Genomic DNA, 14,033 nt, shown 5'->3' with positions numbered 1-14,033 from the left:
GCCCCCCCCCCCCGCCGCCCCCGGCCCGGCCCGCCCGCCGGGCGCCCCCCCCCCCCCCCCCCCCCCCCCCCCCCCCGGGGCCCGGGGCTCGCCGTGTTTGTGCCGCGCGGTCAGCCGGTCGGGACCGGGTCGTCCTCGATCAGGGCCGGCAGCAGCGCGGGCAGCTCGGTGAGCGAGGCCAGGATGGTCTCGGCGCCGGCGGCGCGCAGGTCGGCGGCGGAGTACCGGCCGGTGGTGACGGCGACGAGCTGCGCGCCCGAGACCTGGGCCGCGGTGACGTCGTTGACGGTGTCGCCGATGAGCAGGACGTCCTGGGGGGCGATGATCTCGCCGAGGTGGTGGCGGGCCCGCTCCAGGGCGACGTCGACCAGGGCCGACCGGTCGGCGTGGTCGTCCCCGAAGGCGCCGAGGGAGAGGTCCAGGTAGGGGTCCAGACCGAACGCCTCAGTCTTGATCGCCGCGACGGCCCGGGTGTTGCCGGTCAGCACGCTCTGCCACAGCCTGGGCCGGTCCGCGAGGGCGACCAGCGCCGCCACGGCGCCGGGCAGGACCACGCCCCTGGCGGTGAGCTCCGCGCGGGCCGCCGCGAACCCCTCGGCCAGCGCCGCCAGCAGGCCGTCGACCAGCTCGTCCGTCGCCGGCAGGCCGTGCAGCTCCAGGGTGTCCCGGACGGTCTCCAGCTCCGTGCGCCCACCGAACAGCATCGCCACGTCGCGCATCGGCAGGCCGGTGACGCCCGGGAACACGCGCTCGTAGACCACCCGCCCCATGCCCCGGGTGTCGATCAGCGTCAGGTCGAGGTCCCACAGCACCAGCCGCACAGCCACAGCCGAAATCCTGTCATACCCGGTGGCCGCGAGATTCGCCGAGAATACGACCGCCGGGTATGACGGATCTCTCGCCGCTATACCTCGGCCGGCGGAAGGGTCAGCGTCCGCCCGGTGACGGCCTTGTAGTCGGCCTCCAGCTGCGCGAGGTTCACGCCCTCCAGGAACGTCCTCGAGCCCAGGTGCTCCGGCCAGATCACCACCCAGGCCTCCTCGACGAGTGGGGTGCCCTGGACCTTCCCGTTCCAGAACGACGGCGCGAACTCGGTCTCGGTGCCCCAGGTGATGAACCGGACGTCGGGCGTGTAGCCGCCGGCCAGGATCGCGTGCCCGCCGTCGATCTTCGACCCGCGGACGTCGGTCCAGGGCTTGTGCGCGGCGAACTCGTCCTGGTTGGCGTCGAGCACGGTGATGCCCAGCCAGATCCCGCCGAAGATGGCGAGCGCGGCCTGCACCTCGGCGGCGTTGGTGTGGTCGACGGTCGCGAAGGCCACCGCCTTGACCCCGTCGGGGCCACCGGTGTCATGCAGGTACTCAAGGCCGGTCTGGATTTCCATGCCCTGGTCCTGGCCGCTGCCCGGGCCGTTGTCGTCGGCCGTGCCCGCGGGGTCGAAACCCGGGTTCTGGGTCTGGTAGAATTCCCAGACCTCGCGCTGGGACGGGTAGCTCTCCGTCGAGAGGTTCGCGGTGACCAGGCGGCGCAGGTTCGCCCAGGTGACGGCGTTGCAGTCACCGGCGACGTCGTTGCCGAGCACCTGCCAGCCGCTGAGCTTCGCCAGGTAGTCCTCGGTCTTCGGGTGCGTGGGGACCGGCTTGCGGCCCAGCGCCGACGGGGCGACGAAGGTGCTCAGTCGCAGCGCCGGAGCCTGCTTCGGCGCGCGTCGACCGTACTTGAATGGCATGGCGGTGCCCTTTCTGTGAACGGCGGTTCGGGCCAAGGGCCGCGGCGATTGCCGTCGCGGTCAAGAGCCGTCGGGGCAGTCTCTTACCCCATATACGCGGCAAGCTACAGAAAGAATCCTGTGAATACGATGTCAACACCCGCCGCCACGCAGTGCTTTCAGGCCCAGCCTGCATTTCTATTTATCTGTAGAAGTTCATGGTGCGCGAGTACCTCAGGCCCGGATGTTTACGGCCGCGCGGGGGAGGAGGCGTGGTCGGTCGGAAGCCTGACCCACACCACGGTGTCGCCGGGCCGTGAGTCGATGCCGATCGTTCCGCCGTGCCGTTCCTCGATGATGCGCCGGACGATGTCCAGGCCGAGCCCGGTGCCCTTGCCGACGTCCTTCGTGGTGAAGAACGCCTCGAACGCCCGGGCCCGCACCTCTGGCGGCATTCCGGGGCCGGTGTCGCCGACCTCGACCACGACGGCGGCACCGTCGAGCCTGGTGGTGAGGCGCAGCGTGCCGGCACCGTCCATGGCGTCGAGCGCGTTGTCGATGAGGTTCGTCCAGGCCTGGTTGAGCTCGCCGGCGTAGGCGCTGATCCGGGGGACGTCCTGGCCGAACCGGCGTTCCACCCGCAGGCCGCCGCGCATCTTGTGGCCCAGCATGACCAGGGTGCTCTCCAGGCCCTCGACCAGGTCGGTGTCCTGCATCGACGCGCGGTCCAGCTGGGAGTAGGACCGGACCGCGCCGACGAGCTCCGAGACCCGGCGCGTCGAGCTGCTCACCACACCCAGCAGATCGGTGGCGGCGAAGGTGCTCGCGACCCAGACGATGGCCGGGGCCAGGGCCGCGCCGGTCACCACGTCCGCCACCCGTTCGCACCAGGCGACGTCGATCCCGGCCTTGGCCAGCACCGGAGCTATCGACCAGCCCTGGCCCACCCCGTGGTCGGTGAGCCAGGACCCCAGGTCCTCCTGCAGGTCCGAGAGGTCCAGCGGGTCCAGCGGTGTCGCGGGGGCGGCCACCTCGACGCGCAGCTGGTCCAGGGCCCGGAACTGGTCGGCCGCCAGCTCCCCGTCGGCCAGCTGGCGCAGCGACGACAGGAGCGTGTCGCAGGTGTCCTTGAGCGCGGCCACGGCCCGGGCGGCCGCGGCGGCCGGGTTGTTGATCTCATGGGCGAGGCCGGCGGCGAGTGTGCCCAGGGTGACCAGGGCGTCGCGCTGGCGCACGGCGGACTCGATGCTGCGAGCGGTCCCGAACAGGCCCTCGATGATGTGCATGCCGAACGGGAACCACGACTCGGTCAGCTCGCGCAGATCCGTCGCCGCGACGCGGAAGAGCCGCCCCGCGGTGCGCGCCCGCCCGGTCGCCAGGTAGACGCCCCGGGCGTCCCACGCCCGGAAGCCGCCGGCCCACCGGCCCGGGCTCGCCATCTGGCCGACGACCGACTCGTCCTGCGCCGTCCGGCGCACCAGCTCGATCGCGCCGTCGAGCAGCACCCACCAGAAGTCGGCGGGATCGCCGTGGCGGAACAGCTCCTGGCCGGCCTCGAACCTCAGCTCGACGCCCACGGCGAGGAGCTGTTCGAGCTGCTGGTCGGTGAGCCCGTCGAAGAGGCCCACCTCGTGAAGGTCGGTCGCCCGCATCCCGGTCAGCCCAGGAACCGGTGGACCAGCGCGATCGACATCGCGCCGTCGCCCACGGCCGACGCGACCCGCTTCATGGACTCCAGCCGGACGTCACCGGCCGCGAACACGCCGGGAAGGCTGGTCTCCAGGGCCATCGGCTGACGTGGCAGCGCCCACCGGCCGGCGTAGGCCGGGGTCGTCAGGTCCTGCCCGGTCACGATGAACCCCGCGGGATCCCGGGCGACCGCCTCGCCCAGCCACTCGGTGCGCGGCGCCGCGCCGATGAAGATGAAGAGCCAGCTCGCCGGAACCTCCCGGCGGGCGCCCGAGTCGCGGTCGGCGACGGTCAGCGACTCCAGGTGGGAGTCGCCGCCGCAGCCGACGACCTCGCTGCGCAGCGCCACCTCGATGTTGGCCGTCGCGACGATCCGCTCGACCAGGTAGTTCGACATGGAGTCCTCCAGGGCACCGCCCCGGACCAGGAGCGTGACCCGCTTGGCGTAGCGGGCCAGGTTGAGCGCCGCCTGCCCGGCCGAGTTCGCGGCGCCCACGACGAAGACCTCGTCCCCCTCGCACTGCGTGGCGTCGGCGGCGTTGGCGCCGTAGTAGACGCCGCGGCCGATCAGCCCGTCGAGGCCCGGCGCCGCCAGCCGCCGGTAGGAGACGCCCGTCGCCACGACCACCGACCGCGCCTCGACCTCGCCGGAGCCGGCCAGCCGCACGCCCAGCACCGGCCCGCGCGGCTCGATGCCGACCACCTCGCGGGCGAGCACCATCTCCGCGCCGAACCGGGAGACCTGCGCGACCGCGCGGTGGGTGAGGTCGGAGCCGGTCAGCCCCTTGGGGAAACCGAGGTAGTTCTCGATCGCCGCGCTCTGGCTGGCCTGACCGCCGGGTGCCTCCCGCTCGACGATGACCGTGCTGAGCCCCTCGGAGGCGGCGTACACCGCGGCGGCCAGGCCGGCCGGGCCGCCGCCGACGATGCAGACGTCGTAAAGCGGCTGCTCGGCCTGGGTGCGGATCCGCAGGGCGTCGGCGAGGTCCAGTGGGGAGGGCGACCGCAGGTTCGGGCCGTCCGGGACCAGCACCAGGGGCAGGTCGTCCGTGGTCGCGCCGGCCAGCTCGACCAGGCGGCGCGCCTCGGCGTCCCGGTCGATCTCGAACCACAGGTACGGCACGTGGTTGCGGGCCAGGAACGTCTTGACCTCGTGGCTGCGGACCGACCAGCGGTGGCCGACGACGCGCAGGCCGCCGGCGCGGTCCGGGTTGGCGTGCCGCCAGTCCGTGAGCAGCCCGTCGATGGCCGGGAACAGTCGCTCCTGCGGCGGATCCCAGGGCTTGAGCAGGTAGTAGTCGAGCCCGATGTCGTTGATCGCCGCGATGGCGACGTTCGTGTCCGCGTAGGCGGTCAGCAGCAGCTTCTTGGCGCCGGGCGCGTGGGTCTCGGCCTGGCGCAGCAGCTCGATGCCGGTCATCGCGGGCATCCGCTGGTCGGCGACGATCAGGGCCACCGGCTGGTCGCGCAAGGTCAGCCGGGCCAGCGTCGCCAGAGCCTGCTCGCCGGACAGGGCCGCGACGACGCGGTACTCGGACCCGTACTGGCTGTGGAGATCGCGGCTGATCGCCGCCGAGACGTCCGGGTCGTCGTCGACCGTCACGATCGTTGGCCTGCGCATAGGGGCATGCTATTAGCTCCCGAGCGCACTATTTTCATGATCAATCGGCCTGGATCGGCGACTTTCGCGCTCTGTCGGGCGGGCGGCTCGCGCCGTCGAGCGCTGGCGTCGTGTGCCGGGACTCCGGGGGTGTTGTCCTTCCGTCCACAACCGGTTCGCCGATGGGCAAATGCCGGACAGGACATGGACAGTTTCGCGCGCAAATGTCCGAAAGTGGGCATCTGGCACGTTTGGGTGCGCCCGGGCGCGCGACATCGACTAGTTTCACCGGCACACCGGGCCTGTCGGCCGGTGACGGGGGGAGACGGCGATCCCGGGCTCGGGTCGTCGCGGCTTGGACCGGGCTGCCCCACCGTGTCCTCGCCGCCCATGAACCCGGGGCGGAAGGGCGCGGCGTGCGGCGTGCGCGACGACGAGCTGTTAGGCCTCGGCGAGCTGGGACTGCGGCTGTTCCGGGCGGTGGCACGCGAGCCCGGCAGCGACCTGACGACCCTGGCCGGCCTCACCGGCGCTCCGGTGGAACAGGTCGAGGCGGAGGCGCGGCGCCAGATCGCCGCCGGCCTGCTGACCGACGCCGGCGGCAGGTGGGAGGCCCGCGACCCCGCCGCGGTCCTGGCCAACCGCCAGGCCAGGGAGCTTCGGACCCAGCACCAGGCGCACCGGGCCGAAAGCGCCGCCCTCGCCCGCGCCGGTCTGCTCGCGGACTACCTGACCGGCCGGCACCACCGGCGTAGCCGGGCCTACGAGGTGCTCAGCCCGCGGCAGATGTGGGCCCGGCTGGCGGAGGTCACCGAGTCCGCCCAGACCGATCTGCGGTTCCTGCTCGACGGCGCGCCGGCCCCGGCGAACGACCGCGCCGAGGTCGCCGGGGCCCTGGTGCGGGCCGCGGGCCGCGGGGTGCGCGTCACCGGAGTCTGGACCCCGTCGCCCGAGGTGCCGCCGGACCTGGTCCAGCTGCCGCCGCCGAGCCATATCCAGGTCTACCCGCACGTCCCGCTGCGCGCGGTCGTGGTCGACCACGCGACGGCCCTCGTGCCGATCGACGCTCCCCGGCTCGACCGAGGGGGCTACGCGTTCACGTCGCCCGGCCTCGTCGCCCTGGTCACCAGCCTTGTCGACCTCGTCCACGCCAACGCCGCCCGCGACCCCGCCGGCAGCGTCGGCGCCGAGGGCGCCCCGGACGCCAGCCCCACCGCCGCCGAGCTGAACCCGTCGCCGGCGCTGCGCCGCCAGGCGATCTGCGACCTGCTCGCCACCGGCGCCCGCGATCCCGAGATCGCCGTCCGCCTCGGTGTCCCCGTCCGCACGATCCGCCGCGACATCTCCGTGCTGATGGCCCAGACCGGGACCCGCAGCCGGTTCGCCCTCGGCGTCGCGCTCGCCGACGACCATCTGATGACCCTCGCAGCCCGCGGCGGCGAAGCCACTCCGCCTCCGGCCGAGCCCCCGCCGACCACCGGGCTCTGACCGGTCGCGCCGCGGGCCACCCCCCTGACGGTGGCCCGCGGCGCGGCCCGCGCCGATGGCGGACGACAGGTGTTCGGAGCCGGCGGCCGGGCGGATGGGTGCGAACGCGGACCGGTTTGTCCGGGCTGCCAGGACGGCGCCAGGACCTGCGCCAGGACCCGGTCAGGCCGGCGAGGAGCGGCGCCGCCCCAGGCGGCGCAGGCGCTGCGCGGCATGACCAACTTTGAGGTCGACGTCGACCTCAACATTGCGATACATTGCCTCGCGTCAGGCACCGTGCGTTCCACCGATCTCGGGGCTGGCGCACCTGCGGGCGCCGGTCCCCAAGCCGTAGCGTCCCGCGCCGCAAGATTGGAGTCCTGACGCCCATTACTTAACACCGTGGGCCGGCGGCCCTCTCTCTCGGGCGGCCCACGGCGGCCGGCGGGCACCTCCACAGGACCCGGCCATGTTGCCAGGGCATTTCTCCCAGGATCTTGTCAAAGGCGATCGCCCGGGCATGCCAGGTTTGTCCCGCATTCGCCGTTGAAGTTCTCGGAACATCAATCAGGAGTGGCCAGGAAATGCGTTCGAGGTCAAGAAACGTTCTCGTCGCCGTGGCTGCCGCGAGCGCTCTCGCGGCAACCGCGGCCTGCGGTTCCAGCTCCGGCGGAACCGCCGGCGCGGCCACGGCCGGCCCCAGCAAGTCGATTGTCATCGGCCTGCTGACGGACCAGACCGGCCCGGCGGCGTCCGCGGCCCGGACAAGCGTGGACGGAATGAAGGCCGGCGTTCAGTACGCGGCCCGCAACGGCTACAAGATCCGCTATGTCGTCGCGGACACGGCCACGAACCCGACGACCGCGCTGGCCGCCGCGCAGAAGATGGTCACCCGCGACCACGTCTCGGCCGTCATCGCGCTGTCGGCGCTGACCTTCACGACGTCCGCCTATTTCACCCAGCACAACGTCCCGGTTCTGGGTAACGGCCAGGACGGCCCCGAGTGGATCACGGCCCCCAACATGTTCTCCGTGGTGGGCGCGTTGAACACCACGAAGGTCGCCACGACCGCGGGCACGTTCTTCAAGGCTCAGGGCGTGACCACCCTCGGCGCCCTCGGCTACGCAATCTCGCCGACGTCCGCTGAGACGGCGAAGGCGGCGGGGGAGTCGGCGAAGAAGGCCGGTATCAAGGTCGGCTACCTGAACGCCGCCGTTCCCTTCGGCACGACCGACATCGGTCCTGTCGCGCTGGCGATGAAGAGCGCCGGCGTCGACGGGCTGGCCCTCCAGATCGACCCCAACACGAGCTTCGCGCTCATCACGGCGCTTCGTGACCAGGGCGTGAACATCAAGGCCGCGCTGCTGCCGACCGGGTACGGCGGCGACCTGCTCGGGGCCGGCCCCGGCGCGATCAACGACGCGCAGGGCGCGTACTTCGGCATGCAGTTCGAACCGATCGAGATGCAGACCGCGGCGACCAAGCAGTTCTCGGCCGACCTCAAGGCCGGGGGCGTCAACGGTGCGCCGACGTACGCCATGTACAGCAGCTACATCTCCGTGGGCCTGCTGGTCGAGGCCCTGAAGGCGAGCGGCGGCCAGACCGCGTCGGCTCCCCTGATCAAGGCGCTGTCCGGCATCCACGCCTTCACCGCGCTCGGCCTGTTCGGCAGCCACAAGATCGACATCAACGACCGGACGAGCAGCGTCGGCGGTGCCGACAACTGCCTGTGGGTCACGAAGCTTGAGGGCAAGGTGTTCACGCCCGTCAAGAACGCCTCGCCGGTCTGTGGTTCGGTGATCGACGGCGTCACGGTCTCGGCCTCGTCCTGAGACGACGGCCTCGGCGGTGGCGCCGGCCGCAGGTCGGCCGCGCCACCGTTCGAGGTCCGCGCCGCCGTCCGAGATCAGAGACGACCGCTCAGCCTCCGGGCTGGGCGGTCGTTCTCGTCTAACGGGCGCTGGAGCCTGGGCCGTCGGTCGAGACCCGCTTCAGGGAGATCTGCGGGACGAGGTCGAGCTCCGGCAGGTCCGCGCCGGTGACCGCGACTGGGTCGAGATCGTCGGCCAGCGGCGGGAAGGCGGCCTTGCGCTTCTCCAGGAAGCTGGACAGGCCCTCGCGGAAGTCCTGACCGGTGACGGCGACCGCCATGGCCCGGTAGGAGCGGTCCAGCGCCGCCTCCAGGTCACCCTGCTGGTCGGTGTGCAGCTGGTGGCGCAGCAGCGCGAGCGAGGTCGGCGAGCAGTTCTCGGCGATGTCGGCGGCGTAGGCGCGGGTCGCCGCGGCCAGCTCGCCCGGCTCGACGACGCGGTTGACCAGGCCAAGGGTCAGCGCCTCGTCCGCGTCGAAGACCCGCGAGGACAGCAGCAGGTCGGCCGCTCGCCCGGCCCCGATCAGCCGGGGCAGCAGCCAGGTGACGCCGAACTCGCCCGCCAGCCCGCGTCGCGCGAAGGCCGTGGTGAAACGAACCCCGCGCGCGGCGATCCGCACGTCGCACAGCAGCGCCTGCACCAGGCCCATGCCGGCGCACGCGCCGTTCACCGCCGCGACCATCGGCTTGCGCAGCGCCCACGCCCGGACCGGCGAGCGGCGCCCGGTCAGGTCCAGGCCGTCGCTTGAGATCCCTTCGAGGCGGCCGCTGTCGACCCCCGGGCAGAAGGTGGTGCCCGCCCCGGTCACGATGACCACCCGGACCCGGGGGTCGCGGTCGACGAGCTCCAGCACCTCGAAGTAACGCTGCTCAAGCTCGGGGTTCCAGCCGTTGCGCCGCTGCGGGCGGTTCAGGATCACCACGCCGACGCCGTCGGTCCCGATGTGGAGCGCCACCGGACCGTCGGTCACCTCCGCGACGTCGCCGTCAGCTGGCGCGTAGCCGAGACTGCTCGCCGGGGCCTGGTCGTCTGCCGTCACTGCGTGTCCTTTTCGCGAATTCCCAGGGCGTTGAGCCAGATCCGGGTGAGCGCCTCGATAGCGGTGTCGGTGTCCGCGTTGACCGGGTCGGGCGAGTTGAACAGCAGTTCGGCGAAGTAGGCGACCATGCCGCCGAGGGCCTGGGCCGCGTAGTACGGCTCGATGGCCGGGTCGGCGACGCCGCTCGCCTGCAGGGCCCGGATCCGCCGTTCGATGGCGTGCGCGAAGGCGTCCTGGCGCTGGAAGCGGGTCCGCCAGACCTCGACGTCGATGGTGGCGACCTGGTGGATGACGCGCATGATCCCGGCGTTGGCGGCGTAGGTCCGCAGGTAGTGCTCGTTGGCCGCCCGGATGCGCCCGACCGGGTCGTGGTCGTCGTCGGTCGCGTGCTCGACGGTGAGCAGATCGAGCTCGATCGAGTCGACAAGCGTGCGGAAGATCTCTTCCTTCGAGACGAAGTACGTGTAGAAGGAGCCGTGCGAGACGCCGGCCTCGTCGCAGATGTCCGCGACGCGGGCCTGCAGGAAGCCGTCGCGTTCGAACACCACCCGGGCCGCGTCGACCAGCTGGTCCCGGGTCTGCCGGCCCCGGCTCGTGCGCCCGGTGCCCCGGCGCTTGTTGCGGGCCGCGCCCTGCCAGCCCCGGCTCGCGTTGGGGATCGAGGCCAGCGGCTCGGCGCGCTCGGCTCCCTCAGCCACGTCGATCCTCAGCCACTCCGAAACCCCCTGTCGGCGTCCTGCACCGCGACGACGCCGCGGTCGGCCACCTGCCGGCCAAAGGATCGCATCTTACGCATAGTAATGCCCTGCCCGCACAGAGCGTTCTTCCGCGCGACCCATCGTCCCTGAGCATTGGAGTCGACGTCAATGTCGGCTTTGACGCGGTCCGACGCCCGCCCGCGGCGACGGGTGGGGCTGTATGGAGGAGCGCCCGGTCGGGGGAGTCTACGAGCGCGTCGTCACAGGTGGGCGGGGTGGCCCGTCAGCCGCAGCGCGTGCAGGCACATCCGGGTGAGCTGCGTGACGGCCATGTCGAGGTCACCGGCGACGGTGCGGTCCACCAGCCAGCGCTCGGCGAACAGCTCCAGCATGCCGACGAGAGCGAAGACCATGATCTCCGGGCTGACCCTGCCGTCGACCAGCCCGCGCCGCTGCAGCCGACGGACCTGCTCCACATGCCGGGCCACCGCGGGACGGCGCGGATCGCGGGAGCGGGCCCGCAGCCGTTCGTTCTGGTGCCCGGTCTCGCCGAGCAGGGTCAGTATCCGTGCCTCGTCCTGAAAGACCTCCAGGTACCGGCGAATGCCGGCCGCGAGCAGGTCTGGCAGGTCGTCGAGCGAGTCGGAGTCGAACGTGACGCCGTCGAACGGAGTGCCCAGCCGTTCGGACGCGGCCTCGGCGAGCTCCAGCAAGACGGCCTCCTTGGAATCGAAGTAACGATAGAAACCGCCATGCGCGAGGCCGCCGAGATGCGAGATGTCGGTGATCCGCGATTTCCTGAATCCGTCACGCTCGAACACCACCCGGGCCGCCGCCAGGAGCCGGTCCCGGGTCGCCTGCCGTTCCGCGGACAGCGTGGGCACGCCGCGGCGGGCTAATTCCAGGTCGACGAGCATTGCCGTCCGCCTTTGCTGTCCTCGGTATTCCACTGCGTGCGTCCCGGCGGGCGGCTCCCAGGGTCGGCGGTCCGCCTCATGCTCGGCTCATGCTCGGCTCGGGGTGCTCGCGTCGCCGGCTGCCGCGAGGTGTTCCTGGCGCAGCGCGGTCTTGGCGAGCTTTCCGGTCGGCATGCGGGGCAGCTCGTGGCGGAAGGTCACCACCCGGGGAACCTTGAAGCGGGCGAGCTGCTCGCCCGCGAAGGCGAGAAGCCGTTCGGCCAGCTCGGGTGTCGGTTCGACGCCGGCCGCGGGCTGGACGACGGCGTGGACGTACTCGCCCATCTCGTCGTGCGGGAGGCCGAACACGGCGACGTCGGCGACCGCCGGGTGCAGGATGAGCACCGCCTCGATCTCGGCGGGATAGATGTTCACCCCGCCGGAGATGATGGTGAAGCTCTTGCGGTCGGTCAGATAGAGGTAGCCGTCCGCGTCGAGGTAGCCCATGTCCCCGGAGGTCGTCCACGTCGGATGGGCGGGATGCCGGCCCTCGCGGGTCTTCTGCGGGTCGTTGTGGTACTCGAACAGCGCCGTCTCGCGGTCGAAGTAGAGCAGTCCCGGCTCGCCCGTGGGCACCTCCGAGCCGTCCTCGGCACAGACATGCGGCGTGCCGACGGTGGGCCGGCCGACGGATCCCGGGTGCTCCAGCCAGTCGGCGGCACGGATGAAGGTCATCCCTGAGCCCTCGGTGCTGGAGTAGTACTCGTCGACGATCGGGCCGAGCCAGCTGATCATCTGCCGCTTCACCGCCGGCGGGCAGGGCGCGGCCGCGTGCACCAGCGAGCGCAGGCTGGACAGGTCGTAGCGGGCCCGAACGCCGGCGGGGAGCTTGAGCAGGCGGACCATCATGGTCGGCACGACCTGGACGTGGGTCACCCGCTCGCGTTCGATCACCGCCATCAGCTGTTCGGCGTCGAAGCGTTCCATGATGACCAGCGTCGCGCCGAGCTCGTGCGCGGCGGCCGACCACTGCAGGCCCGCCGCGTGGTAGAGCGGCGCCGGCGTGAGGTAGACCGAGTCCTCGCCGATCCCGAGCAGTGCCCTGCCCATCCGGGAGGCGCTGATCCGGCCGGGCTCGTCGACCTGCAGCCCGGACAGCGCCCGGCGGATGCCCTTCGGCCGTCCGGTCGTGCCGGAGGAGTAGAGCATCACCTCGCCGGCCGGCTGGTCCGCCAACGGCGCGTCCGACTGCCCCGCGACCGCGTCCTGGTAGGACTCGAAGCCGGCCGCGCTGCCGTCGAGCAGGAACGCCGCCGCGCAGGTCGGGCTGAGGCCGACGACCTCGCGGGCCAGGTCGGTGAACCGCGTGGTGGTCACCAGGACGCGGGCCGCCGAGTCGTTCAGCAGGTAGGCGGCCTCCGGGGCCGTCAGGTGCCAGTTGACGGCGGTCAGGTACAGCCCGGACCGGATGACCGCCCAGTAGACCTCGAGGTAGCGCACGTGGTTCTCGGCCAGGATCGCGACGGTGTCCCCGGGACGCAGCCCGCGGGCCCGCAGCACCCGCGCGAACTGGCGGGACCGCGCCTCCAGCGTTCGGTAGTCGATCCGCTCGCCGGCCGGGCTGAGGACCACCGCCGGCTTGTCGGGGCTCTTCTCGGCGTACAGACCCGGATACACGTGAGGCTCTCCGCGAGGTGGTCAGGATTTGCCGCTGGCCGCCGTGTCAGCGAGGGCGGGCGTGGGCGCAAGCCGAGCGTCGGTCGGCTCAGGGCCCGGCTCGCGGCCGAGGTGACCAGGGCGGGGGAGTGACGTCCCGGCGAGCACGTCACCGATCTCCGCCTGGATGTCCCTGGCCGCGAGCCGGAACCGCAGCGTGTCACGGCGCATTGCGCGAAGCAACAGCCGCACTATGCGAACGCTGGCGGTCGGCGGCGCCAGGTCCTCGGCGGGCGGCCCTGGGTCGCGGCCGTCAGGCCGCCGGCCGCCGCGGCGACCCGCTCGCCGAGCAGCAGGACCTCGGCGCCGGTCCGGGGCGGCGCGTGGTGCTGTTCGGAGGCGCAGATGGCCGCGAGCACCACCACCACGTCGCCGCCGCCGTCGAACACCGGGGCGCACACGGTGGAGACGCGGTAGCTGCCCGCTGGCTCGATCACGGCCGGAAGCGCGTCGGCGAGGCCGAAGAGCCGGTGCACGTCGCCCAGGATCCGGCGCAGCGCCGCGGCGTGCTCGACCCCGCGCTGGTCCTCGCCGAGCTCGCTGGCGAGCAGGTCGATCCGTTCGCGCAGCTGGCTGTCCACCTCGGCCGACCAGCCACGCGCGCGTACCCCGTCCAGGCTCGGGGTGATCTGCGCGAGCGCGTCGGCCGGGCGCTCGGGACCCAGCTGGTCGAGCCACCGCTCGACGTCGCCGGGATCGTCCGACCAGGCCACACAGGTCGAGCCGATCGGCGGCTTGCGCGGGAACCGGTCGCCCAGCCGCAGGTAGCGATGCGCGTCGCCGCCGCCGCCCACCGGCGGCTGCGGCGGCTGCCCGATCTCGCCGACCAGCAGCTCGTCGGGCTCGCCGGGCATCGCCCCGGCGACGAACGCGAGGCAGGTCAGCCCGGTGGCCGCGGCCAGGTCGCGCACCACCGGTCGGGCGGCGTCGACGACGGGGTGGCCGTGGGCGGCGACGCGCCCGGCGGCGACGAGCGCCGGGCCCAGGCGGTAGGTGTGGCGCTCGGGATGACGCAGCAGCCAGCCCCGCCGCGTCAACGTCACCATCATCGGATGGATGGTCGCCTTGCTCAGCCCGAGCGCGCGGGCGACCTCGGCCAGCGTGACCCCGTCGGTCGGCTGCCTGGACAGCAGGTCGACCAGGTCGAGGAGCCGGTCTGTCTGCGGTGACGGTCTACTCATGATGTGACGACGGTAGCGTCTACGGCTACCGACGTTCGCGCAGTGCGAATCAGGCGCCGCGCAAACATTGCCAGGCCCGGCGGCCGAGGCTAGTCTTCCAGACATCGAGGTTGATGTCGACATCGATGCAGGGGCTCGAGGGGGCTATGCCTCGAGAGGGCCGTGGCT

12 protein-coding genes are annotated in these 14,033 nt (G+C 72.3%); 2 read left to right on the top strand and 10 right to left on the bottom strand.

The features are described 5' to 3' along the window. Window positions 1–110: 110 nt before the first annotated feature. From I6A60_RS13030 to I6A60_RS13015, 4 genes are all read right to left on the bottom strand, one after another. Complete coding sequence (locus tag I6A60_RS13030) at window positions 111–827, bottom strand: HAD hydrolase-like protein (protein ID WP_203021558.1); 717 nt, start codon at window positions 825–827, stop codon at window positions 111–113. Window positions 828–904: 77 nt separating this feature from the next. Continuing rightward, complete coding sequence (locus I6A60_RS13025) at window positions 905–1,729, bottom strand: hypothetical protein (protein WP_203021557.1); 825 nt, start codon at window positions 1,727–1,729, stop codon at window positions 905–907. 227 nt (window positions 1,730–1,956) lie between these two features. After that, window positions 1,957–3,360 (bottom strand): sensor histidine kinase, encoded by a 1,404-nt coding sequence (locus I6A60_RS13020; RefSeq protein ID WP_203021556.1) that lies wholly within the window; start codon window positions 3,358–3,360, stop codon window positions 1,957–1,959. 5 nt (window positions 3,361–3,365) lie between these two features. Beyond that, window positions 3,366–5,018, bottom strand: a complete 1,653-nt coding sequence (locus I6A60_RS13015) for an FAD-dependent oxidoreductase (protein WP_203021555.1) — start codon at window positions 5,016–5,018, stop codon at window positions 3,366–3,368. 369 nt (window positions 5,019–5,387) lie between these two features. Between I6A60_RS13015 and I6A60_RS13010 the strand changes: the two genes are divergently transcribed. Then, complete coding sequence (locus I6A60_RS13010; RefSeq protein WP_203021554.1) at window positions 5,388–6,485, top strand: hypothetical protein; 1,098 nt, start codon at window positions 5,388–5,390, stop codon at window positions 6,483–6,485. Between the two features lie 563 nt (window positions 6,486–7,048). Further along, complete coding sequence (locus tag I6A60_RS13005) at window positions 7,049–8,296, top strand: ABC transporter substrate-binding protein (RefSeq protein WP_203021553.1); 1,248 nt, start codon at window positions 7,049–7,051, stop codon at window positions 8,294–8,296. Window positions 8,297–8,414: 118 nt separating this feature from the next. On the opposite strand, the gene I6A60_RS13000 is transcribed toward I6A60_RS13005, so the two are convergent. From I6A60_RS13000 to I6A60_RS12975, 6 genes are all read right to left on the bottom strand, one after another. Further along, entirely contained in the window at window positions 8,415–9,374 is a 960-nt protein-coding gene (locus I6A60_RS13000) for an enoyl-CoA hydratase-related protein (protein WP_203021552.1), read from the bottom strand. Further along, complete coding sequence (locus I6A60_RS12995; protein ID WP_203021551.1) at window positions 9,371–10,072, bottom strand: TetR/AcrR family transcriptional regulator; 702 nt, start codon at window positions 10,070–10,072, stop codon at window positions 9,371–9,373. Before I6A60_RS12995 ends, I6A60_RS13000 begins: the two co-directional genes overlap by 4 nt. A 260-nt stretch (window positions 10,073–10,332) precedes the next feature. Continuing rightward, window positions 10,333–10,989, bottom strand: coding sequence for a TetR/AcrR family transcriptional regulator (locus I6A60_RS12990; protein ID WP_203021550.1), 657 nt, complete (start codon window positions 10,987–10,989; stop codon window positions 10,333–10,335). 87 nt (window positions 10,990–11,076) lie between these two features. Next, window positions 11,077–12,645 (bottom strand): acyl-CoA synthetase, encoded by a 1,569-nt coding sequence (locus I6A60_RS12985; RefSeq protein ID WP_203021549.1) that lies wholly within the window; start codon window positions 12,643–12,645, stop codon window positions 11,077–11,079. A gap of 21 nt (window positions 12,646–12,666) precedes the next feature. After that, a complete protein-coding gene (locus I6A60_RS12980; RefSeq protein WP_203021548.1) occupies window positions 12,667–12,876 on the bottom strand; it encodes a hypothetical protein in 210 nt (69 codons plus the stop codon). Next, window positions 12,876–13,865: a helix-turn-helix domain-containing protein gene (locus tag I6A60_RS12975; RefSeq protein ID WP_203042635.1), complete on the bottom strand. Its 990-nt coding sequence runs from the start codon at window positions 13,863–13,865 to the stop codon at window positions 12,876–12,878. The genes I6A60_RS12980 and I6A60_RS12975 overlap by 1 nt, the downstream gene beginning before the upstream one ends. Window positions 13,866–14,033 lie beyond the last annotated feature (168 nt).

The sequence above is a fragment of the Frankia sp. AgB1.9 genome, from assembly GCF_016786355.1.
Taxonomy (GTDB): domain Bacteria; phylum Actinomycetota; class Actinomycetes; order Frankiales; family Frankiaceae; genus Pseudofrankia.
The sequence above is the reverse complement of the archived record's forward strand: the minus strand, read 5'-3'. Positions and strand labels throughout refer to the sequence as shown.